The sequence below is a fragment of the Spirillospora sp. NPDC046719 genome, from assembly GCF_040645715.1.
Taxonomy (GTDB): Bacteria; Actinomycetota; Actinomycetes; order Streptosporangiales; family Streptosporangiaceae; genus Spirillospora.
Map to the genome: position 1 here is coordinate 12,209 of NZ_JBEYYT010000064.1, position 20,329 is coordinate 32,537.

The window sequence follows — 20,329 nt, forward strand, 5'->3', positions numbered from 1 at the left end:
TTACCGGGTCGCCGATACCGGTTACCGGCCAGTCACTAAACGTGGCCCGAAATCACTGGCCGGGTTTTCCACCCCCCTAGCCGGGACATCCCGTTTTATGACGGTTCCTCCGAAGCACAGGGACGGACACATGGGCAGGGACGTGGCTTCGGTCACCATCAGCGGCGAAGACCGCCGACGCTACCGCGACAAGGTCCGCAGATGCCTGGACGTACTGGCCCGCATGCTCGGCGAATCCCAGTTCGACTTCGAACGCCCGCACATCGGCCTGGAGATCGAGCTCAACCTGATCGACGAGCTCGGCGACCCCCTGATGCGCAACGCCGACGTGCTCAAGGCCATCGCCGACCCGGCCTGGGCCACCGAGCTGGGCCAGTTCAACCTGGAGATCAACATCCCGCCGCGGGAACTCGGCGGAGAAGGGACCGGCGCGCTGGAGACCGAGGTCCGCGACCACCTGGAGCACGCCGAGAACCGGGCCGGCGAGGTCGGCGGCGAACTCGTCATGATCGGCGTCCTGCCGACCCTGCGGCGCAGCGACATCGGCGAGGAGACCCTCTCCTCCAACGCCCGCTACAAGATGCTCAACGACCAGATCTTCCGCGCGCGCGGCGAGGAGATGCACATCGCCATCGACGGCCCCGAACCGCTGCGCATGCACACCGACACGATCCTCCCCGAAGCCGCCTGCACCAGCGTCCAGTTCCACCTCCAGGTCAGCCCCGACCAGTTCGGCGCCTACTGGAACGCCGCCCAGGCCATCGCCGGCGCGCAGGTCGCGATGGCCGCCAACTCCCCCTTCCTGTTCGGGCACCGCCTCTGGCACGAGACCCGCATCACCCTGTTCGAGCAGGCCACCGACACCCGCCCCGACGAGCTGAAGTCGCAGGGCGTCCGGCCCCGCGTCTGGTTCGGCGAACGCTGGATCACCTCCGTCTTCGACCTGTTCGAGGAGAACACCCGCTACTTCCCGTCGCTGCTCCCGCTCTGCGACGACGAGGACCCGCTCACCGTCCTCGAAGAGGGCGGCATCCCCGAACTCGGCGAGCTGACCCTGCACAACGGCACCATCTACCGCTGGAACCGCCCCATCTACGCCGTCGTCAAGGGCCGCCCCCACCTGCGCATCGAGAACCGCGTCCTGCCCGCCGGGCCGTCCGTCGCCGACGTCGTCGCCAACGGCGCGTTCTACTACGGCGTCGTCCGCATGCTCGCCGAGCAGGACCGCCCCGTCTGGTCGCGGATGTCGTTCAACACCGCCGAGGAGAACCTGCACCGCGCCGCCCGCGACGGCATCGACGCCACCCTCTACTGGCCCGGCGTCGGCGAGGTCCCCGCCGCCGAGCTCATCCTCCGCAAGCTGCTCCCCCTCGCCCACGAGGGCCTCGACCGCTGGGGCGTCGACCCGTCCCGCCGCGACCGGCTCCTCGGCATCATCGAGCGCCGCTGCGTCACCGGCCAGACCGGCGCCGCCTGGCAGATCGCCACCGTCGACGCCATCGAGGAGTCCACCGCCGCCCCCCGCCACGAAGCCCTCCGCCTCATGACCCGCCGCTACGTAGAGAACATGCGCACCAACGCCCCGGTCCACGAATGGTGACTCCTGTCCCCCCAGGGGGCGACCCCCTGGAACCCCCGGCTGCGCGGCTCGCCACCTCCTCGCTCCGCTGGCGCTCCGCTGGCGCTCCGCTGGCGCTCCGCTGGCGCTCCGCTGCGGGGGCGCGGCGCGCCGGGCATCCCGTTGCGCTCGCTGGCGCTCGCTCCACGGGCCGTCCCGTGAACCTGTGGTCGAGGTTCAAGCCCGGGGGGCCGGGGTTCGGACGGTGAGGGTCAACACAACATCTGCACATTCCGGGCACGAAGTGGGCGTTCCGTGTGCTTAGAGTGCGCGTGTGAGCGAGACGCGGATTCTGGTGGTGGAGGACGAGCCGACGATCGCGCGGGCGGTGGCGGACCGCCTCGTCGCCGAGGGGTTCGCGGTGGACACGGCGGCGGACGGGCCGTCCGCCGTGGAGCGGGCCCGCGCGTTCGGCCCGCACCTCGTCGTGCTGGACGTGATGCTCCCCGGGTTCGACGGCCTGGAGGTGTGCCGGCGCGTGCAGGCGGAGCGCGCGGTGCCGGTGCTGATGCTGACGGCCCGCGACGACGAGACGGACCTGCTGGTCGGGCTCGGCGTCGGCGCCGACGACTACGTGACGAAGCCGTTCAGCATGCGGGAGCTGGTGGCGCGGATCCGGGCGGTGCTGCGGCGCGTGGAGCGGCCCGGGGTGGACGCGGCGGGGCACGGGCCGATGCGGGCCGGGCCGGTGGAGGTGGACCCGCGGACGCGGCGGGTGCGGCGGGACGGCCGCGAGGTGCACCTGACGCCGACGGAGTTCGACCTGCTCGCGTGCCTGGTCCGGAACCGGGGCGCGGTGCTGACCCGCGCGGTCCTGCTGGAGCAGGTGTGGGACTGGGCGGACGCGTCGGGCACGCGGGTCGTCGACAGCCATGTGAAGGCGCTGCGCCGCAAACTGGGGCAGGGCCTCATCCGCACGGTGCACGGCGTCGGCTACAGCCTGGAGGCCGCGCAGTGATGGAGGCGAGGGTTTTCCACAGGCTGTGGACGAGGTGGCCGCGGCCGCTGGACCCGCTGCGGTCCATCAAGATGAAGTTCGGCGTCGTCGTGGTGGTGACGGCGTGCGTCGCGGTCCTCATCGTGCTGTGGGGGTACCCGCTGGGGTTCCGGGCGCGGCAGACGATGCCGGTCGGGGTGCTGATCTCGCTGGTGGTGATCCAGCTCCTCGCGCACGGGATGACGGCGCCGCTGCGGGAGATGACGGCGGCGGCGCGCGCGATGGCGCGCGGCGACTACAGCCGCCGGGTGCGGGCCACGTCCCGGGACGAGGTCGGCGAGCTGGCGCAGGCGTTCAACCGGATGGCCGCCGACCTCGCCGAGGTGGACCGGCAGCGCCGCGAGTTCGTCGCGAACGTCTCGCACGAGCTGCGGACGCCGATCAGCGCGCTGCGGGCGGTGCTGGAGAACGTCGCGGACGGCGTCACGCCCGCGACGCCGGACGTCCTGGAGTCGGCGCTCGACCAGACGGAGCGGCTCGGCCGGCTCGTCACGCAGCTGCTGGACCTGTCGCGGGTGGAGGCGGGCGCGGCGCCGCTCGACCTGGACGAGCTGGACGTGGCGGCGTTCATCGGCGACGTGGCGGCGGAGGCGGCGGCGGGCCACCCGGACGCGCGGTTCGAGGCGGACGTGCCGCCGGGCCTGCGGGCGACGGCGGACCGGGACCGGCTGCACCAGGTCGTCGCGAACCTGCTGGACAACGCGGCGAAGCACGGCCCGGCGGGCCGTCCGGTGACGGTGACGGCGCGTCCGGGGCCGGTGCCCGGCGCGCTGGTCATCGAGGTCGCCGACGAGGGGCCGGGCATCCCGCCGGAGGAGCGCGCGCGGGTGTTCGAGCGGTTCTCGCGCGGCGCGGCGAACGGCCCGCGCGCGGGGACGCCGGGCGGCGGGACGGGTCTCGGCCTCGCCATCGCGAACTGGGCGACGGAGTTGCACGGCGGCGACATCACGGTCCTCGACACGGACGAGGGCTGCCGGATCCGCGTCGCCCTCCCCGGCGGCCCGCCGCGGTGACCCGCGCCGCGGCTCAGCGCTGTTCGTGGAGGGTGAGGAGGGTGTAGGCGGCCACCGTGGAGTCGTCGGTGACGCGGCCGTCGCGGATCATCTCGGCGAACTCGGCGCGCGGGACGAGGCGCTGCCGCATGTCCTGCTCCTCGGGTTCGCGGTCGGCCTCGCCCGCCGTCAGGTCGGTGGCGAGGAAGACGTCGAAGCCCTGGCCGCTCGTCCCGTGCGAGCAGTTCAGGTGGCCGAGGTGGGTGAGGGTGCCGGCGCGCAGGCCGGTCTCCTGGGCGAGTTCGAGGCGGGCGAGCTCCTCGGGTTCGGCGCGCCGCCGGTCGGGCAGCGAGCCCTGCGGGAAGCTCCAGGTGCGCCTCCCGATCGGGTACCGGAACTCCTCCACCATGTGGAACGCGTCGCCCTCGGCGGGGATGACCAGCGCGAAGTCCGGTTTCTCGATGATGCCGTAGATGCCGCGCGAGCCGTCGAGGCGCTCGACCTCGTCCTCGCGGACGAGCATCCAGGGGTTCTCGTAGACGACCCGCGAGCCGACGCGGCGGACGGCGGGCTGCTCGGTCTCTGTCACGTCAGGCTCCCGGGCCGTAGCGGTACACGAGTTCGTGGCGGTCGCCCACCACGACGCGGTGGGTGACCTCGACGACGCGGCCGTCCTCGTCGGTGCCGCGCCGCCACAGGGTGAGGACGGGCTGCTCGGGGCCGATCCGCAGCGTCTCCTGCTCCTCCGCGCGGGGCAGCCGGCAGGTGACGGTCTCCTCGAAGGCGATGCGGTGCCCGGCCTCCTCGAGCCGCGAGTAGATCCCGCCCGGCCCGGTGTCGACCTCGCGCAGCCTCGGGATCTCGTCGACGATGTCGAGGATCACCCAGGTGGTGGCGGTCTGCACGGGCGGTTCGCCTTCGACGCCCTGGACGCGCGCGCGTTCCAGCACCCGGGTGCCCGGCGGGACGTCCAGGTGCCGCGCGAGCCGCTCGTCCGCCTCGACCTCCGCGACGGTGGTGCGGGTGAACGGGCGGTGGCCGTCCCGCTGCGCGGACACGTGGAAGCCGCGCCACGCGCCGACCTGCCGGGTGATGTCGGACGCGGCGCGCCGCACCGGGCGGGCCGTCCGGACCTGCACGCCGGCGCCCTGCCGGGCCTCGACCAGGCCCTGCTCGGCGAGCATCCGCAGGGCGCGCCGGACGGTGGAGCGGTCGGCGCCGAACGCGCGGGCGAGGTCGCGCTCGGAGGGCAGCCAGGCGCCGGGTTCCAGCTCGCCCTCGACGATGCGGGCGGCCAGCGCGCTGGTGATCGCCTGGGCCTTGGTGGGGGGACGCGGCATACCGGATCCTTCTCTGCTGCCTGCCGGGAAGCCTCCCGTGGCATTCTGCCGAACCCGGCGCGGGGCCGGTGCGGTCGGCCTAGGGTAGGCCTACCATAGGCCGACCAAGGAGTCCGCGTCGATGTCGCTGATCACGTGCATGCCCGGCTGGCACGGCGAACGTTCGGAGCGGGGGCTGCGGGCCACCCGGGTCACCCCATTGTCGGACTACCAGCTGCTCAACGGCTGCCTGGAGGAGATCTCCGCGCTCGACGAGGGCGAGCTGTGGCTGCTGTGCGACGCCCAGACCCGCCTCGCGGAGCGGGTCGCCACCGCCGAGCGCCTCCGCGGCGGAGCGGTCCCCGGCTGACCGCCGCGGCCCTGCCGGCCGCGGCGCGCCGGACGCGGCCCGTGTCAGCTCCGGCGGAAGGTGACGACCTCGGCGCTGTCGCCGACCGCCTCCCGCGCCTGCGGGATGATGCGCTCGCCCGCGTTGTCGGCGAGCAGCGCGCGGGCGCGCAGCACGATCTCCAGGTCGAAGCGCAGGTCCGGGTCCAGGAGCTGGTCGCCGAACAGCTCCTCCAGCTGCCGCAGCCGGTACCGGACGGTCTGCGGGTGGACGTGCAGGCGCATCGCGACCTCGTTGGCGTTGCGGCCCGACTGCAGCCACGCGAGCAGCGTCTCGGCGAGCCGGTCCTGCTGGCTGGCGCGCAGGTGCGACAGCGGCGCGAGGCGCAGGTCGGCGAGGGAGGTGATGAGGCCCTCGTCCTGGAACAGGATCAGCGTGGACATGTGCTCGACGCTGCGGATGACGCCGTCGTGGGCCTCGATGACGCCGCGCTGGACGAGGCACAGCGTCTTGCGCGCCCACTGGATCGAGCGGGCCGCCTCCATCAGCGGGACGGTCGGGCCGACGACGGCGAGGGTGCCGGACAGGGCGCGGTCGACGAGCTTGGCGCGGCCGGGGCCGTCCGGGTCGGGGATGATCAGCGCGGGGGTGCGGCGGGTCAGGTCGGCGAGCACGTCCGGCGGGAACGCGGGCTGCCGGGCGTCCTGCCCGGGACGGCCGAGCGCGACGGCGGCGACGGTGCGCGGCAGCGGCCAGTGCGCGGCGGCGGCGAGGTCGGCGATGGCCTCCTGCGCGGCGGGCGGGTCGGCGAACAGCAGGTCGAGCAGGCGCTTGCGGCGGCGCTGCATCTCGCCCGCGACGGCGGCCTTGGCCTGCGAGAACCCTTCGGCGGCGGCCTTCGCCAGCTCGTCCTGGAACTGCATCAGGGCCTCCCCGACGGCGCCGAGGGTGCGCGGCGAGACCTGCTGCGCCTCGGCGCCCTCGGTGATCCGCCGCCAGGCGACCATGCCGCCGACGCGCATCGCGGACTGCATCGCGTCGAGGCTGCGGCCCTCGCCCGCCTCGCCGCGGCCGATGGCGCGGAAGAAGTCGGTGACCGAGGCGGGCTCGTGGCCGGGATCGGCCACCCGGTCGACGAAGTAGTGCAGCACGCGCTCGACGGCCTGGCGCAGCGTCCCCGAGTAGGAGCCGTCGCCGGGACGGTCGTACTCGCGGACCTTGGTCTGGATCTCCTGGATCATGTCGTCGGCCACCTCGTCGAGGTGCGGCCTCATGTGATCCGCCAGTTCCCTGGGCAGATCCGCCCACGGGCGCCCGAACGTGGTCGAACCATCGTCCGACACGGAACCTCCCCGCCGCTCGTCCCCCTGCGTTGCGCGCCGTACACACGGGGTAATTACTTACTTATGGGACTCGTGTGGGGCAAATCATGACCCGTGCCGTGCCCGGGCGCAAAGTCTAGGTCGAGATACGACCAGGTTCGGCCGGTCGGTTCGATGGTTGTGCACAGTCGGGACCGCCCCTGGCCTGACCGCCCGTCCGGTGCGACAGTGAAGGGCACAGGCGAGCATGCGCACGTCACGGACCAGCATGCGTGAGGTGGTGCCCGGTGTCCGCGAACCCGGCCGGCCGCGTCCCCGCGAAGGCCCTCGCCGCCGGCGGCCGCGCCGTCGACGACCGGTTCGGCGGGGCCGCCTTCGCGCGCAAGGCGCTCCGCAAGGCGTTCCCCGACCACTGGAGCTTCCTGCTCGGCGAGATCGCCATGTACTCGTTCGTCATCATCGTGCTGACCGGGGTGTTCCTCACCCTGTTCTTCGTCCCGAGCATGAACGAGACGGTCTATGACGGGTCGTACGGACCGCTGAAGGGCGTCCGCATGAGCGAGGCCTACGCCTCCGCGCTGCACATCAGCTTCGACGTGCGCGGCGGGCTGCTCATGCGGCAGATCCACCACTGGGCCACCGACGTCTTCATGGCGGCCATCACCGTCCACCTGCTGCGCAACTTCTTCACCGGCGCGTTCCGCAAGCCCCGCGAGCTGAACTGGCTGATCGGGATCGTGCTGTTCATGCTGGTGATGGTGAACGGCCTGTTCGGCTACTCGCTGCCGGACGACCTGCTGTCCGGCACCGGCATCCGGATCCTGGAGGGCGTGCTCGCGTCCGTCCCGCTCGCCGGCTCCTACCTGGTGATGTTCGTGTTCGGCGGCGAGTTCCCCGGCGCCGACATCATCCCGCGGCTGTACGTCGTGCACATCCTGCTGATCCCGGGCATCCTCCTCGCGCTGATCCCGCTGCACGCCGTCGTGCTGACGTGGAGGCAGACGCACACGCAGTTCCCCGGCAAGGGCAGCACCAACACGACCGTCCGCGGCTACCCGTTCTTCCCCGTCTTCATCGCCAAGACCACCGCGTTCTTCCTGTGGGTGTTCGGCGTCACCGCGCTGCTCGCCGCGTTCTTCCAGATCAACCCGATCTGGCTGTTCGGCCCCTACGACCCCGCCGCGATCAGCTCCGGTTCGCAGCCCGACTGGTACATGGGCTGGCTCGAGGGGGCGCTGCGGATGATGCCCGCCTGGGAGATCGACGCGTGGGGCCACACGATCCCGATGAGCGTGCTCGTCCCGGCGCTCGGCGTGCCCGGCCTGCTGTTCACCGGCCTCGCCGCCTACCCGTTCGTCGAACGCTGGGTGACGGGCGACAGCCGCGTCCACCACCTGCTCGACCGGCCCCGCGACGTCCCGGCCCGCACCGGCATCGGCATGGGCGGCGTCGTCTTCTACGGGGTGCTGTGGGCGGCCGGCGGCAACGACGTCATCGCCGACCGGTTCGACGTCCCGCTGTTCTGGACGACCTGGTTCTTCCGCTGCGCGATCATCCTCGGTCCCGTCCTCGCCTACGCCGTCGCGTACCGCGTCTGCCTCGGCCTGCAGCGCCGCGACCTCGGGCTCGTCCGGCACGGGCTGGAGACCGGCGTGATCCGGCGGCTGCCGGGCGGCGAGTACATCGAGGTGGAACGGCACCTCCCGGCCGAGGAGACCGCGCGGATCACCGACGACCGCCCGCCCGCGGCCGTGTCGCTGGACCGTCCGGACACCAAGGGCGTCGAGCCGCCGGAGCGGCGCTCCGGCCTCGGCCGCGTCCGCATCGCGCTGAACCGCCGCTTCGTCCACGACCTCGCCGCCCCCGACCGCACCGCCCCCGATCGCGCCGACCCCGATCGCACCGAGGAAGAGGAGCGGCCCGCGATCGGCCCCTGAGTCCCCGCGGTGGGTGTGCCCGCGCGCGGCGGCCGGTGCCCCGGCCCCGACCGCCCGCGCGGCTCCCCTCCGCGGTGCACCGCGACCCGCGCCGTCGTGACGGGCGGGGCGGGCTCAGCCGTGGGTGGTCGGGCGGTCGTGGCGCGGGGCGGGGGCGACGGGGACGTCCTCGTCGGTCTGCGGGGTCTCCTCGCGGCGCGCGTTGCGGCGCGCGCGGACGGCCCTGGTCAGCGGTTCGACGCCGCGCGCGAGCACGGGTCCGGCCACCGCGAGGATGAGGACGTACGCGGCGGCGAGCGGGCCGAGGCGGGCGTTGGTGCCGGCGCTGACCGCGAGCCCCGCGATGACGATGTTGAACTCGCCGTGCGGGATCAGCGCGACGCCGGCACGCAGCCGGCCGGTGACCGCGACGCCGGCGCGGCGCGCCGCGAACCACCCGGTGGCGAGCTTGGTGCCGATGCTCACCAGCGCCAGCAGCGCGGCGATGCCGAGCACCGGGGGCAGGTCGTGCGGGTCGGTGTGCAGGCCGAAGAAGACGAAGAACACGGCGGCGAACAGGTCGCGCAGCGGCGTCAGCAGCTTGTGGGCGGTGTGCGCGAGCGACCCCGACAGCGCGATCCCGACTAGGAACGCTCCAACGGCCGCCGACACCTGCAGCTGCTGCGCGATCCCGGCGACCAGCAGGGTCAGGCCGAGCACCTTCAGCAGCAGCACCTCCTCGCTCGGCGAGGAGACGAACCGCTCCACCCAGGCGCCGTGCCGCAGCGCGACGAACAGGATCACCGCGATCGTGGCGGCGGCGACCGCCAGCGCCACGGCGCCGCCGACCAGCCCAGCCCCCGCGAGCAGCGCGGTGAGGATCGGCAGGTACGCCGCCATCGCGAGGTCCTCGAACACCAGCACCGACAGCAGCGCGGGCGTCTCCCGGTTGCCGAGCCAGCCGAGGTCGCCGATCACCTTCGCGGTGATGCCGGACGAGGTGACGTAGGTGATGCCGCCCATCGCGACCGCGGCGACCGGCCCCCAGCCGAGCAGCAGCGCCGCCGCGACGCCGGGCGCCGCGTTCAGCGCCATGTCGGCGAGGCCGACGGGCGCGGACGTGCGCAGCGTGCCGACCAGCTCGTCGGCGGTGTACTCCAGGCCGAGCGTGAACAGCAGCAGGATGACGCCGACCTCGGCGCCGATGGACACGAAGTCCTCGCTGGTCGTGAGCGGGTAGACGCCGCCGGACCCGAACGCGAGGCCGGCGATGAGGTAGAGCGGGATCGGGGAGATCGAGAAGCGGACGGACACGGCGCCGAGCATGCCGAGGGCCAGGATGATCGCGCCGAGTTCGATGAGCTGGACGGCCGACTCCATGCGGGGTCAGCCGTCGGCGAGGATCGCGGCGACGGCCGCCGTGCCCTCGCCCGTCCCGACGACCACCACCACGTCGCCGGCGGCGAACACGAAGTCGGGCCGGGGGCTGGCGAACACCTGCCCCTCGCGGACCACCGCGACGATGGACGCGCTGGTCCGGGTGCGGGCCTGGGTGTCGCCGAGCGGCCGGCCGACGTAGGGCGAGCCCGGCGCGATCGGCAGCTGCTCGGTGACCAGCCCCTCGACCTGCCGGTGCAGCTCGGCGAGGTGCTCGACGATCCGGCCGGTGCCGAGCAGCTCGGCGATGGCGTTGGCCTCCTCGGCGGTCAGCGCGACCGTCGCGACGCAGCTGTCGGGGTCCTCGCGGTCGTAGACGACGAGGTCGCGGCGGCCCGACCGGTGCGAGATGATGCCGAGCTGCCGGCCCCGCTCGGTCGTCATGACGTGTTGCAGGCCGATCCCCGGCAGGGCGGTCCGTTCGACGTCCACGGTGCGTCCTTCCCTCTCTGGTGGCCCTCAGGTGGCCCTCTCCGGCGGCCACCGCCCGGCCCGTCGCCGCGGCAGGTCACGGGACGGTAACCGGCAAGACCGGCCATCATCGCAGATAACGGACGCCGGGGTCACCTCCCGTCCCGGCCATCATCCCCCGCCGCGCCCCAGGTCAGCGCGGGCGGGCGGGCTCGTCGAGGACCAGGTCGGGGCCGAGCGCCGCGAGGGCCGTCGGGGTGAGCCCGAACATGCCGCGGAACGTCCCGCTGAGATGCGACGGCGACGCGAACCCCGCGTCGGCGGCGGCGCGGGTGAAGTCGTGGCCGTCGGCGAACGCCTCGGCGACCCGCAGGATCCGCGCCCACTGCACGTAGCGGCGGAAGCTGGTGCCGGCCTGGTCGGAGAACGTCCGCAGGAAATGGGAGCGGGACAGCCCCGCCTCGCGCGCGGCGGCCTCCGCGCGCTGCGGCCGCGCCGGATCGTCGCGGATCCGCGCGGCGGCGCGGGCGATGCGCGGGTCGCGGGGCCTCGCGACGGGGATGCTGGCCGCCGCGAGCAGCCGCTCGACGTCCACCTCGTCGCGGGCGGCGAGGTCGATGAGCTCGGCCTCGCGGTGGTGGTCGCTGCCGAACCCGCCGGCGGTGCGCCGCATGCCGCCGAGGCACCGGGCCATCCGCGCGGACGTCGGGTCGAAGAAGCAGAACAGCATCCGGCCCGTCCCGCCGACGACCTCGTGCCGGACCCTGGCGCGGAACAGGAAGCTGCGGACGGTGCGGACGGGCAGGCCGTCGGCGCGGACGGTGAAGGGCGCGTCGAGGCCGACGCCGAGGCAGGCCACCGCCGTGGAGTGCGGGCCGAGCCCGAGCGAGGGCCCGAGGTAGACGACGTGCCCGAGCCGGACCCACAGCCGCACGGGAGCGCACGTTCGTGGAAGCGCCGGTGCGGCCATGCGGTGAAGCATAAGCGCCGTGAACACTCGCGAACACAGCACCGGCACCAGGCCCTTCGACCAGTCCACCGGCACGCCCGCCGCCATGCCCGCCGCCACGCCCGCCGACGAGCCGGACCGCGGCGCGCTCGCGTCCGCGCTGCGCGGCCTCGCCGCCGGCCGGATCGTGCTCGGCGCCGCCGCCATCGTCGCGCCGCACGCGATGGCCAGGGCGTCCGGGGTGCGCCCGTCACCGGAGCTCGGCTACATGACCCGCATCTTCGGGGCGCGGGCGATCGCGCTCGGCCTCGGATACATGACCGCGTCCGCCGGCCCCGAGCGGTCCCGCTGGCAGCGGCTGGCGCTGCTGGTCGACACCCTCGACACCGCCCACGGCGCCGCCCGGCTCGCCCGCGGCGACCTCCCGCGCCCCGCCGCGCTGGGGTACACGGCGCTGACCGGCGCGTACATGGCGATCGGCGCGACCCGCCTGGCCCGCGACCTGTCCTGACCGAGGCTCGCATATGCGGAAGGGCGGAATCCGCTCGGAGAAGACGTCCGGCCGCCCCGGACCTCGGTGGGACGGCCGGACGCCTCAGCCCGCTCTACCAGTGGTGCCCGTGGTCGCCGTGGTCGCCGTGGTCACCCCAGCCGCCGTGGTGGCCGTGGTCGCCATGGTCGCCCCAGCCGCCGTGGTGGCCGTGGTCCCCGTGGTCGCCGTGGTCGCCCCAGCCGCCGTGGCCGCGGTCCCGGACGCATCTGTGCCAGTAGGGGTCCCAGTGGGTGCCCCACGGGCAGTGACGCGGATACGCCCGCGCGGCCGTGGCCGTCTCCGCCGCGCTCGCCGAAGCGGAGGCGGGAGCGAACGCGGCCAGGCCGGCCGCCATGGTCAGGCCGGCGGCGGTCAGCACCGCCGAGCGCAGCGGACTCGGGATCTTCATTTCTCCTCCAGGGGTTCGGGGCCCTTCCGGGGCCCGTGCTTCCTCACCTCCTCTACCCACTGCGCAACCGCGCGACTACTGGCCGCAAGTAGATCCTTAAGCCTCTGACCAGCTCATTCGATGCTCAGGCGGGATCGGCGGACGGGCGTTGAACGCCGCCGGACGCGGCGCCGTAACACCTCCCGTAGATCGTCATCTCGGGAGCTGGAGGGCTCATGAGGCGCCGGAACGCCGCGAGGGAACGTCGTCTGCGTACCGTGGTCGGAACGAGCGTGGCGGTCGCCGGCGCGGCCGGGCTCGTCGCCGGGTCGCTGTACGCCGTCCGCACCGGGGATGGGCCGCAGGCGGCGAAACTCGCCGGCGACGCCCAGGCCCGGAACGCACAGGCCGGGGGCGCGCGGGCCGGGGGAACGCAGGCCGGGGGAACGCAGGCGCGGGCGGCGGCGCTCGCGGCGCGGGTCGCCGGGCGGCTCGGCGGCCGCACGGCCGGCGGGTACCTGGACGCGGCGGGACGGCCCGTCGTCACGGTCGCCACCGCGGCGGACGCGGCGATGGTGCGGTCGGCGGGCGCCGTGCCGAAGATGCTGCGGACGAGCCCCCGGACCCTGGCCAGGACGACGGCCGCGCTCCGCCGGTCGATGGCGGGGACGCCCGGCACCGGATGGGCCGTCGATCCGGCGACGTCGCAGGTCGTGATGTGGGTCGACGACTCGGTGAAGGGCGCGCGGATGGCCGGGGTCCGCCGCGAGGCGGCGAGCATGGGGCCGGCGGTGCGGATGGTGCGCGTCCCCGGGCGGCTGCGCACCCTCGCGCTCGGCGGCGACGCGATCTTCGGGGGCGGCGCGCGCTGCTCCCTGGGCTTCAACGTGCAGCGGGGCGGGCAGCCGTTCTTCCTCACCGCCGGGCACTGCGGCAACATCGTGAAGGACTGGACCGCCGACCAGGAGGGCGCGCAGGCTCTCGGCACAACGGTGCAGAGCGACTTCCCGGGCAACGACTTCGCGCTCGTCCAGGCGACGGACGGCGGGCAGAGCGCGGTCGACCTGCACGACGGCACCGCGCAGCCGATCGCGAAGGCCGCGGACGCGGTGGTCGGCCAGCAGGTCGCGCGCAGCGGCAGCACGACGGGCGTCCACACCGGGCGGGTCACGGCGGTCGGCGCGACGGTGAACTTCCCCGAGGGGACGGTCACCGGCATGATCCAGACGACCGTCTGCGCCGAGCCGGGCGACAGCGGCGGGCCGCTGTTCAGCGGGAACACCGCGCTCGGGCTGACGTCGGGCGGGTCGGGCGACTGCCGGACGGGCGGCGTCACGTTCTTCCAGCCGGTCACCGAGGCGCTCCAGACGTTCGGCGCGCAGCTGCCCTGAAGCGGGCGCCGGGGGCGCGCGGGCGCCGCGTCACATTACGCGGGCCCGCTCCGTCATGGAGGTATCAGCATCGACACCGCCATGAGGAGATCACCATGAGTGCCCGGATCAACTTCTACGAGAGCGACGTGGCCATGAAGGTCGCGAAGTACCTGAATTCCGCGGGCAAGGCCGTCGCCGACACGAGCCTCCCGGAAACGACGCAGGAGCTGGTGAGGATCCGCGCGAGCCAGATCAACGGCTGCGGCTTCTGCCTCGACATGCACACCAAGGACGCCGCGGCCGCCGGGGAGACCCAGCAGCGGATCAACCTGGTGGGCGCGTGGCGGGAGGCCACGGTCTACACCGACGCCGAGCGCGCGGCGCTGGAGCTGACCGAGGAGGGCACGCGCCTCGCCGACGGGTCCGGGGTCAGCGACGAGACCTGGGCGAAGGCCGCTGAGCACTTCGACGAGGAGCAGCTCGCCGCGCTGGTGGGGCTCATCGCCGTGATCAACACCTACAACCGGCTCAACGTCATCACGCAGCAGCCCGCCGGCGACTACCAGCCCGGCCAGTTCGGCTAGGCCCGGGCACGGCGCGGGCCAGCTCACCCCCGGGTACGCCGACGCCCTCGTCGACCACCTTTCCTGGTGGCACCAGGAAAGGCGTTGTCGGGATACGGGCGGCTCTGGATACTTGGCGAATGATGTCCTCGATCGTGGCATTCGTCGGCGCGGCGTTCCTGATCGCGATGGTCCCCGGCCCCAGCACCGCCGTCATCCTGCGGCGCTCGGTGATGCACGGCCGCGTCAACGGCATGGCGACGGTCCTGGGCAACGAATGCGGGGTGCTGCTGTGGGGCCTCGCCGCCGCGTTCGGCCTGTCGGCCCTGCTGCTGGCCTCGCGCCTGGCCTACGACGCGATGCGCATCACGGGCGCGGTGGTCCTCGTCTACATGGGGGCGCGCGCGCTGTGGAAGGCACGGCACAAGGCCGACGCGGACGAGGAACCGGCCCCGGCCGCAGCCGTCTCGCATGGGCGCGCGTTCCGGCAGGGCCTGATCACCAACTTCGCGAACCCGAAGGCGGGCGTGTTCGCGGTGTCGTTCCTGCCGCAGTTCGTCCCGCACGGCGCGCCCGTCCTGGCGACGCTCGTCCTGTTCTCGGTGATCTGGGCCGTGGTCGACATGATCTGGTACCTGCCGATGGTCTGGCTGGCCGGACGGGCCCGCGCGCTGCTGCAGCGCACGTCGGTCCGCCGCCGGATGGAGCAGGTCTCCGGGCTCGTCCTCCTCGGCCTGGGCATCCGCCTGGCCGCCGACTCCTGACGCGCCGGCCGCCCTATCGGTAGCCGCGCTTGAGCAGGAACTTCGCGCCCGCCGCGTAGCCCTCGGGGCTGAGCAGCCCGAACCCGAACGCGTCGGCGAGCCGGTCGGTGGTGTTGAAGGCGGCGCACACCGCCAGGGCGTCCCGGACCTGCTCGGGCGACGCCCCGGCGTCCAGCACCTCCCGCACGTCACCGGCGCCGAGCTCCCCGTCCCGCGTCAGCGTGCCGAGCATCCGCAGCGTCGCCCGCAGCGGCTCCTCGACGGGAGGCGCCTCCAGGTCGGCCAGCACCGCCGCGACCCGCGCCCCGTCCCCGTACGCCTGCGTCGCGGTCGCGGTGTGCGCGCCGACGCAGAACGCGGACCCGTTGACCTTCGACACGTACGCCGCCATCAGCTCCCTGTCGCCGACCGACCAGGCGGACGGCCCGCGCATCGCCTCGTGGGTGAACTCCTTGGCGAGCGCGCCGTAGAAGTCGGGCCGGTAGAACGTCACCTTCGCGGCGTCCGGCAGCGGACGGCCGGAGAACAGCCGGACGGCGGCGAACAGCAGCTTGGCACCGGGGCGGTAGCCGCGGTTCAGGACGTCAAGGCGCATGATCCGGCCTTTCCTCGGCGGTCGCTTCGGCCAGGGCCGCGAGCCCGGCCTCGTACATCCGGGAGGACCGGCCGACGGCGGCGCACACCACCAGTTCGAACAGCTCGTCCTCGGTGCAGCCGGACGCCTTCGCCGCGGCCAGGTCCGCCTCGGTGACCTGAGCCGGGCTGTCGGCGACCTTGCCGATCAGCGCGTCCAGCGGCGGCGCGAGCCCCTCGTTGCGGAACGCGCGCGCCCGCAGCTCCGCGGACGCCCTGCCGTCCCCGTGCAGCACGCGGTCGACCAGCGCGTCGTGCACCGCTCGCTTCCTGTCCTCGGCCGGCATGGCGCCCCCCTGTGCGGCTCGGGCCATCTGCCTACACCTCATAGACGATCGGCGCCCCCCGCATGTGACACGACCGCCCACCCACACCTACCCGACACCCGCCCGGGCTAGCCGATCTCCAGGACGAGCTTGCCGCGCGCCCGCCCCGACAGGCTCAGCTCGGCGGCCGTACGCCAGTCCTCCAGCGGGAACGCGCCGGCCACCGGAACCGAGAAGCGGCCTTCGGCCGCGAGCGCCGCGTACTCGCCGAGCACATGGTTGCTCACGACGCCCTCGCCGCCGGGTCCGCTGAACCGCGCACCGAGTTCCTTGGCCGCGTCGAAGTCGCTGACCGTCAGCACATGCTCCGGCGCCCGGACGGTGCGCACGAGCGCGGGCAGCGCGCCGCCGACCGGCGCCGCGTCGAAGGCGAGGTCGACCGGCCCGCCGGCGAGCGCCGCCACGCGCTCGGCCATGCCGTCGCCGTATCCGGTGACCTCGGCGCCCGCGGACCGCAGCGCGCCGGCGTAGGTCTCACCGGCGGTGGCGACGACCCGCGCCCCGCGCTGGAGCGCCATCTGCGCCGCCGCGTACCCGACGGTGGATCCGGCGCCGTGCACGAGGACGGTCATGCCGTCGCGGACGCCGAGGGCGTCCAGGCCCCGGTAGGCCGTCTCGACCGCCATCGGCAGTGCGGCGGCGCCGGCCGGGTCGAGCCCCGCCGGCCGCGGGAACCACGTGTCGAGGAGCGCCTGCTCGGACGCGCCGGCGGTCGGTCCGGTGAAGGGCGCCGGGCCGAACACCGGGTCGCCGATCCCGGTGCCGGCCACGCCGTCGCCGACCGCGTCGACCGTGCCGGAGACCTCGAGCCCGATACCGCGCGGCAGGGCGCCGGGGAAGAGCCCGCCGCACAGCGCCCAGTCGGCCGGGGTCAGCCCGCACGCCTCGACGGCGACGCGGACCTGTCCGGGGCCGGGCACGGGCGGTTCGGCGTCGTCGAGCCTCAGGACGTCGAGCGCCGGGCCGTGCTCGTGGAAGCGAAGGGTGCGCATGGAACCTCCTCGGAAGCAGTGACAGCAGATGCTGTCGTCACTTCCACGCTAGCAGAGTGATGACAGCATCTGCTGTCGCTATACTCGCCGGCATGGCACGCTGGGAGGGCGACACCCGGGGCCGCCTCGAACGGGCGGCCCTGGAGCTGTTCGACGAGCAGGGCTACGACCGGACGACGGTCGCGCAGATCGCGCGGCGCGCGAACCTCACCGAGCGGTCGTTCTACCGCTGGTTCACCGACAAGCGCGAGGTGCTGTTCGGCGGCGACGAGCTCGAGGAGCGGTTCCTCGCCGCGATGGACGCCGTTCCGGCGGGCACCGGCGCGCTGCCGACGCTGCTGGCCGCGTTCGCCGCCGCGCCGGAGGTGCTCCGTCCCCGCGACTTCCTGGCGAGGCGGGCGGGCGTCGTCGCGGCCAACCCGCCGCTGCGCGAGCGCGAGCTGATCAAGCTGGTCTCGCTGTCCGAGGCCCTCACCGCGGCCCTGGTCCGCCGCGGCTGCGACCGGCGGACGGCGCGCCTCGCCACCGACGCCGGCCTCGCCGTCCTCCGCCTGGCGACCGAGCGGTGGATGGCCGACGAGGAGACCGACTTCGCCGAGGCCCTGCGAGCCGGCGCGGCGGACCTCCGCACCGTCATCACCGAAGCCGCCCCGCCCGACGCGTGATCAGGAGGGCGGCAGGCCACAAGTCAATGGACGATGGTCAGGGTTTCGGGGTCACGTAGACCATGCGCTTGCCGTAGTGCTCGGTGAGCGTCCACAGGCCGCTTCGGCCTGCGTCGGAGCCGGGCCAGTACGACAGGTCCTCGGGGCCGATCGCGGTGAAGTGGGGCGGTGCGAGGGAGCGCAGCAGGCCGGTCTTGCCGTCCGGCTGGGCGGCCTGCATCAGCACGCCGGCCGAGGAGTCGCCGCGGCTCTGGTTCATGAACCACTTGCCGTCGTAGCGGGCCGCGCCCTGGATGCCGTCCGCCGGCATGGCGTAGGCGGTGTCGGCGTGCCAGCAGGGGATCTCCGCGTGCCCCGGCAGGTTGGAGACGCACGTGGCGTTCAGGTCGGGCCGCCCGCTGTCGCCGTTCAGCGGCCAGGTGGCGACCCGGCCGTTGGTGTCGCTCTTGCTCGCGTCGCAGAACTCGCCGGTGACCAGGTGGTCGGTGCCGCTGCGGTCGAGGGAGACGAACGAGGTGTTCGGGGAGCTGCTGTTGCGGCACTCGTACTTGCCGGTGGCCGTGCGCGGCACCGTGTTGGTGTACGCGGCGACCTCCGGCATCACGTAGCGGTAGCCGTGCGAGTAGAACTTCCCGTCCTGCCGGCCGATCTTCGTCTTGTCGGTGATGTCGGCCTTATCGCCGGCCGACTTCAGGTCGAAGATGTAGCGCATGTCGAACACGCGCAGCCCGCGCGCCGTGTCGGCCACGTAGAGGTAGTTGCCGTACCAGGCGAGGCCGCCCGCGTGCAGCGAGCCGTGGTCGCTGTCCTGCTTGGTCCGCAGGCTCATGTAGCTGGCGTTGCCGGAGGCGTTGACGAACGGGTAGACGAGCAGCACGTGCGCGTACTTGCCGGTGTTCGGGTCGATGATCGAGATTCGGACGCCCTTGACGCAGGTCTGCTCGGTCCAGGCGCCGTCCTTCTTGTACTTGCACTTCTCGCCGACCGTGGTGCCGTGCTGCTGCTGGTACCAGGTGGTGATGACCGGCTGGGCGGAGCCCCAGTACTTGTCGTCCTGGGCGTCGGCGACCGTGGTGACGCCCTGCGGCGTCCACTCGTAGTTACCGGACGCGGCGGAGTCGGACGGGTCCCAGCAGAAGCTGTAGGTCACGTCGGGCTGGCGGCCGGTGGTGCCGTCGATGGCGGCGGAGTTGCACGCCTTGCCGTTGGCGGTGGCCCCCTGGCGCGGGGCCTCGGCCAGGATGTTCTGCACGCCGAGCTTGGGGAGCTGCGCGTCCAGCTGCTTGACATGGTCCTGCAGCTCGTCCTGGTTCCAGGCGGGCCGCATGTAGTAGTTGTCCAGGCTGGGGGCGGGCGGGTCGTCGGCGTGGGCGGGGGCCGCGACGGCGGTCAGGCCGGCGGCGACGGCGGCGGTCGCCGCGAAGGCGCGGGCCAGCGCCCTCAGGTGCCTTTTCATGGGAGCTCTCCTCGGGCGGTCACCTGGCCACCGGAATGGCCAAGATCATGTACCGGGACGCACCCCAAAATGACATACATCATCCGTTTTGTCGCGGGCGGGCCTTCCGTTTTCGAGGGTCACCCGGTCAATGCCACGATCAGCAGGCCGGGGACGGCGTACAGGACGACGGCCGCGCCGAACAGGAACAGAGGGACGGCGAAGACCAGAAGGAGGGACATCAGCAGCGGCACCCAGAAGCCGCTCAAGTGGGTCTCCGTGCCCCACCGCCTCCCGCCCTTCACGAGCCAGAGCCGGCGGGTGGGCAGCGCCGCGAGGGACGGGCTCCGCGCGTCGCGCTGGTAGGTCAGCTCCTCGCCGGCGGCGTCCACGTACACGTAGCTCTGCTGGTAGGGGGCCTCGTCACGCCGGGGCGCGACCTTCTTGGTGGTGCGGGTGTACTCGGCGCTGACCAGCCCCCCTTTGACGGCGCCCGCGACCTGGGCCGCCGACGTCCATCCCAGCAAGCCTCCGAACATGACCAGCCCGCCGCCCACGTTCAGGGCCATCAGGCCGATGAACGCCAGCCACCAGGAACCCAGGACCGTGACGACGAGGAGGTAGACGGCCGCGACCGTGATGCCCGTCCGCTTCGCGAGCTGCCACGACGTGTAGCGGTCGCGCAGGCGGGGCCGGGCCCGGTCGCTTGCGGCGCGCGGTCGCGGGGAGCCCGGCGTCCGGTCCCCGTGGGATGGCCTGGCCGGTGCCGCGTCGAGGTCCTCTTCCGGAGCATCCCGGTCCGGGCGCCGGGTCTTCGGCTTCGTCGCGGCGGGTGCCGGTGCCGGCGGCTCGGGTGCCGGTGCCGGCGGCTCGGGCGCCGCGATGCCGACGAGGCGGGCGTTGAGGCGGTTCAGCGCCGCCAGGCCCGCGGCGAGCTCCCGCCCGGCCAGGACCGGATCGCGGGACGCCGCCCGTTTGGCGGCCTCGTAGGCGTCGAGGGCGCGGGCGTACTCGACCGCCATCTCGTGCGTCGCGTCCGGGCGGTCGGCCGAGAACGGGTGGGTGGCGAGCAGCTCGCCGAACGCCGTCAGCCGGGCGGCGAAACGCTCGGCTTCCTCGCGTGCGGCCCGCCGCCGCCCACCCTTGAGGTTCATTCCGCCATCATGGCCCCTGAACCGCCATAGATCACTACATTCCGGCCGGTAACGGAACGTGGCCCCCCCCCCATGCCCCGGGCCCCGGCCCGGGGGGGTGACCGGGGGTAGAGGTTTTACATAACCAAGCCCCATGGCTGGCGCCAGGCCCCGGCGGGGTCCCCCAGGCCCCACGCCGGGGCGCCGCCCAGGAC

General features: G+C 73.6%; 22 protein-coding genes. 10 read left to right on the forward strand and 12 right to left on the reverse strand.

What is annotated here, in order from left to right; translation table 11 throughout:
- Nucleotides 1–130: 130 nt before the first annotated feature.
- From ABZ914_RS14175 to ABZ914_RS14185, 3 genes are all read left to right on the forward strand, one after another.
- On the forward strand, nucleotides 131–1,600 hold the full coding sequence (locus ABZ914_RS14175) for a glutamate-cysteine ligase family protein (RefSeq protein ID WP_500193356.1): 1,470 nt from the start codon (nucleotides 131–133) through the stop codon (nucleotides 1,598–1,600).
- A 292-nt stretch (nucleotides 1,601–1,892) separates the two neighbouring features.
- The gene (locus tag ABZ914_RS14180; protein ID WP_387027997.1) at nucleotides 1,893–2,576 is read left to right on the forward strand and encodes a response regulator transcription factor; all 684 of its coding nucleotides are present in this window, start codon (nucleotides 1,893–1,895) and stop codon (nucleotides 2,574–2,576) included.
- A complete protein-coding gene (locus ABZ914_RS14185; protein ID WP_500193357.1) occupies nucleotides 2,576–3,628 on the forward strand; it encodes a HAMP domain-containing sensor histidine kinase in 1,053 nt (350 codons plus the stop codon). Before ABZ914_RS14180 ends, ABZ914_RS14185 begins: the two co-directional genes overlap by 1 nt.
- Before the next feature lie 13 nt (nucleotides 3,629–3,641).
- Here ABZ914_RS14185 and ABZ914_RS14190 read toward each other — a convergent pair whose 3' ends face one another.
- Both ABZ914_RS14190 and ABZ914_RS14195 read right to left on the reverse strand, forming a co-directional pair.
- Nucleotides 3,642–4,196: an NUDIX hydrolase gene (locus tag ABZ914_RS14190; protein WP_433143697.1), complete on the reverse strand. Its 555-nt coding sequence runs from the start codon at nucleotides 4,194–4,196 to the stop codon at nucleotides 3,642–3,644.
- 1 nt (nucleotide 4,197) lies between these two features.
- On the reverse strand, nucleotides 4,198–4,947 hold the full coding sequence (locus tag ABZ914_RS14195; RefSeq protein ID WP_190865435.1) for a GntR family transcriptional regulator: 750 nt from the start codon (nucleotides 4,945–4,947) through the stop codon (nucleotides 4,198–4,200).
- A gap of 121 nt (nucleotides 4,948–5,068) precedes the next feature.
- Here ABZ914_RS14195 and ABZ914_RS14200 point away from each other — a divergent pair, with 121 nt between their 5' ends.
- Nucleotides 5,069–5,296, forward strand: a complete 228-nt coding sequence (locus tag ABZ914_RS14200) for a hypothetical protein (protein WP_190865437.1) — start codon at nucleotides 5,069–5,071, stop codon at nucleotides 5,294–5,296.
- Between the two features lie 44 nt (nucleotides 5,297–5,340).
- Here ABZ914_RS14200 and ABZ914_RS14205 read toward each other — a convergent pair whose 3' ends face one another.
- Complete coding sequence (locus ABZ914_RS14205) at nucleotides 5,341–6,618, reverse strand: PucR-like N-terminal domain-containing protein (RefSeq protein WP_190865439.1); 1,278 nt, start codon at nucleotides 6,616–6,618, stop codon at nucleotides 5,341–5,343.
- Between the two features lie 266 nt (nucleotides 6,619–6,884).
- Between ABZ914_RS14205 and qcrB the strand changes: the two genes are divergently transcribed.
- On the forward strand, nucleotides 6,885–8,534 hold the full coding sequence (qcrB, locus tag ABZ914_RS14210) for a cytochrome bc1 complex cytochrome b subunit (protein ID WP_500193358.1): 1,650 nt from the start codon (nucleotides 6,885–6,887) through the stop codon (nucleotides 8,532–8,534).
- 114 nt (nucleotides 8,535–8,648) lie between these two features.
- Here the strand turns inward: qcrB and ABZ914_RS14215 are convergent, their stop codons facing one another.
- From ABZ914_RS14215 to ABZ914_RS14225, 3 genes are all read right to left on the reverse strand, one after another.
- Nucleotides 8,649–9,893 carry a cation:proton antiporter gene (locus tag ABZ914_RS14215; RefSeq protein WP_500193359.1) on the reverse strand — a complete coding sequence of 415 codons (1,245 nt, stop codon included), beginning with the start codon at nucleotides 9,891–9,893 and terminating at the stop codon, nucleotides 8,649–8,651.
- Nucleotides 9,894–9,899: 6 nt separating this feature from the next.
- Complete coding sequence (locus tag ABZ914_RS14220) at nucleotides 9,900–10,382, reverse strand: cation:proton antiporter regulatory subunit (RefSeq protein ID WP_173097922.1); 483 nt, start codon at nucleotides 10,380–10,382, stop codon at nucleotides 9,900–9,902.
- A gap of 172 nt (nucleotides 10,383–10,554) precedes the next feature.
- Complete coding sequence (locus tag ABZ914_RS14225; RefSeq protein ID WP_500193360.1) at nucleotides 10,555–11,331, reverse strand: AraC family transcriptional regulator; 777 nt, start codon at nucleotides 11,329–11,331, stop codon at nucleotides 10,555–10,557.
- 19 nt (nucleotides 11,332–11,350) lie between these two features.
- Here ABZ914_RS14225 and ABZ914_RS14230 point away from each other — a divergent pair, with 19 nt between their 5' ends.
- Nucleotides 11,351–11,821 carry a hypothetical protein gene (locus ABZ914_RS14230; protein ID WP_500193361.1) on the forward strand — a complete coding sequence of 157 codons (471 nt, stop codon included), beginning with the start codon at nucleotides 11,351–11,353 and terminating at the stop codon, nucleotides 11,819–11,821.
- 94 nt (nucleotides 11,822–11,915) lie between these two features.
- Here ABZ914_RS14230 and ABZ914_RS14235 read toward each other — a convergent pair whose 3' ends face one another.
- Nucleotides 11,916–12,251 (reverse strand): hypothetical protein, encoded by a 336-nt coding sequence (locus ABZ914_RS14235; protein ID WP_500193362.1) that lies wholly within the window; start codon nucleotides 12,249–12,251, stop codon nucleotides 11,916–11,918.
- A gap of 257 nt (nucleotides 12,252–12,508) precedes the next feature.
- On the opposite strand from ABZ914_RS14235, the gene ABZ914_RS14240 reads away from it, so the two are divergent.
- The 3 genes from ABZ914_RS14240 (at nucleotide 12,509) to ABZ914_RS14250 (ending at nucleotide 14,930) form a co-directional block, all read left to right on the forward strand.
- Nucleotides 12,509–13,621 (forward strand): S1 family peptidase, encoded by a 1,113-nt coding sequence (locus ABZ914_RS14240; protein WP_500193363.1) that lies wholly within the window; start codon nucleotides 12,509–12,511, stop codon nucleotides 13,619–13,621.
- Nucleotides 13,622–13,716: 95 nt separating this feature from the next.
- Nucleotides 13,717–14,187: a carboxymuconolactone decarboxylase family protein gene (locus ABZ914_RS14245; protein WP_500193364.1), complete on the forward strand. Its 471-nt coding sequence runs from the start codon at nucleotides 13,717–13,719 to the stop codon at nucleotides 14,185–14,187.
- Nucleotides 14,188–14,306: 119 nt separating this feature from the next.
- Complete coding sequence (locus ABZ914_RS14250) at nucleotides 14,307–14,930, forward strand: LysE family translocator (RefSeq protein ID WP_500193365.1); 624 nt, start codon at nucleotides 14,307–14,309, stop codon at nucleotides 14,928–14,930.
- Nucleotides 14,931–14,943: 13 nt separating this feature from the next.
- On the opposite strand, the gene ABZ914_RS14255 is transcribed toward ABZ914_RS14250, so the two are convergent.
- The 3 genes from ABZ914_RS14255 to ABZ914_RS14265 form a co-directional block, all read right to left on the reverse strand.
- Nucleotides 14,944–15,525 carry a carboxymuconolactone decarboxylase family protein gene (locus ABZ914_RS14255; protein WP_500193366.1) on the reverse strand — a complete coding sequence of 194 codons (582 nt, stop codon included), beginning with the start codon at nucleotides 15,523–15,525 and terminating at the stop codon, nucleotides 14,944–14,946.
- Entirely contained in the window at nucleotides 15,515–15,850 is a 336-nt protein-coding gene (locus ABZ914_RS14260) for a hypothetical protein (RefSeq protein ID WP_190865458.1), read from the reverse strand. The genes ABZ914_RS14255 and ABZ914_RS14260 overlap by 11 nt, the downstream gene beginning before the upstream one ends.
- 107 nt (nucleotides 15,851–15,957) lie before the next feature.
- Nucleotides 15,958–16,881: an NADP-dependent oxidoreductase gene (locus tag ABZ914_RS14265; protein ID WP_500193367.1), complete on the reverse strand. Its 924-nt coding sequence runs from the start codon at nucleotides 16,879–16,881 to the stop codon at nucleotides 15,958–15,960.
- Between the two features lie 92 nt (nucleotides 16,882–16,973).
- Here ABZ914_RS14265 and ABZ914_RS14270 point away from each other — a divergent pair, with 92 nt between their 5' ends.
- Nucleotides 16,974–17,546 carry a TetR/AcrR family transcriptional regulator gene (locus tag ABZ914_RS14270; RefSeq protein WP_500193368.1) on the forward strand — a complete coding sequence of 191 codons (573 nt, stop codon included), beginning with the start codon at nucleotides 16,974–16,976 and terminating at the stop codon, nucleotides 17,544–17,546.
- Nucleotides 17,547–17,583: 37 nt separating this feature from the next.
- On the opposite strand, the gene ABZ914_RS14275 is transcribed toward ABZ914_RS14270, so the two are convergent.
- Nucleotides 17,584–19,002: a hypothetical protein gene (locus ABZ914_RS14275; RefSeq protein ID WP_500193369.1), complete on the reverse strand. Its 1,419-nt coding sequence runs from the start codon at nucleotides 19,000–19,002 to the stop codon at nucleotides 17,584–17,586.
- A gap of 119 nt (nucleotides 19,003–19,121) precedes the next feature.
- On the reverse strand, nucleotides 19,122–20,135 hold the full coding sequence (locus ABZ914_RS14280) for a hypothetical protein (RefSeq protein ID WP_500193370.1): 1,014 nt from the start codon (nucleotides 20,133–20,135) through the stop codon (nucleotides 19,122–19,124).
- Between the last annotated feature and the right edge of the window lie 194 nt (nucleotides 20,136–20,329).

Coding starts and splice junctions, on each gene's coding strand:
- ABZ914_RS14185 (WP_500193357.1), top strand. CDS start 2,576: ATGGAGGCGAGGGTTTTCCACAGGCTGTGGACGAGGTGGCCGCGGCCG.
- ABZ914_RS14195 (WP_190865435.1), bottom strand. CDS start 4,947: ATGCCGCGTCCCCCCACCAAGGCCCAGGCGATCACCAGCGCGCTGGCC.
- ABZ914_RS14250 (WP_500193365.1), top strand. CDS start 14,307: ATGATGTCCTCGATCGTGGCATTCGTCGGCGCGGCGTTCCTGATCGCG.
- ABZ914_RS14245 (WP_500193364.1), top strand. CDS start 13,717: ATGAGTGCCCGGATCAACTTCTACGAGAGCGACGTGGCCATGAAGGTC.
- ABZ914_RS14225 (WP_500193360.1), bottom strand. CDS start 11,331: ATGGCCGCACCGGCGCTTCCACGAACGTGCGCTCCCGTGCGGCTGTGG.
- ABZ914_RS14235 (WP_500193362.1), bottom strand. CDS start 12,251: ATGAAGATCCCGAGTCCGCTGCGCTCGGCGGTGCTGACCGCCGCCGGC.
- ABZ914_RS14255 (WP_500193366.1), bottom strand. CDS start 15,525: ATGCGCCTTGACGTCCTGAACCGCGGCTACCGCCCCGGTGCCAAGCTG.
- ABZ914_RS14275 (WP_500193369.1), bottom strand. CDS start 19,002: ATGAAAAGGCACCTGAGGGCGCTGGCCCGCGCCTTCGCGGCGACCGCC.
- ABZ914_RS14265 (WP_500193367.1), bottom strand. CDS start 16,881: ATGCGCACCCTTCGCTTCCACGAGCACGGCCCGGCGCTCGACGTCCTG.
- ABZ914_RS14175 (WP_500193356.1), top strand. CDS start 131: ATGGGCAGGGACGTGGCTTCGGTCACCATCAGCGGCGAAGACCGCCGA.
- ABZ914_RS14270 (WP_500193368.1), top strand. CDS start 16,974: ATGGCACGCTGGGAGGGCGACACCCGGGGCCGCCTCGAACGGGCGGCC.
- ABZ914_RS14260 (WP_190865458.1), bottom strand. CDS start 15,850: ATGCCGGCCGAGGACAGGAAGCGAGCGGTGCACGACGCGCTGGTCGAC.
- ABZ914_RS14215 (WP_500193359.1), bottom strand. CDS start 9,893: ATGGAGTCGGCCGTCCAGCTCATCGAACTCGGCGCGATCATCCTGGCC.
- ABZ914_RS14280 (WP_500193370.1), bottom strand. CDS start 20,135: ATGAACCTCAAGGGTGGGCGGCGGCGGGCCGCACGCGAGGAAGCCGAG.
- ABZ914_RS14200 (WP_190865437.1), top strand. CDS start 5,069: ATGTCGCTGATCACGTGCATGCCCGGCTGGCACGGCGAACGTTCGGAG.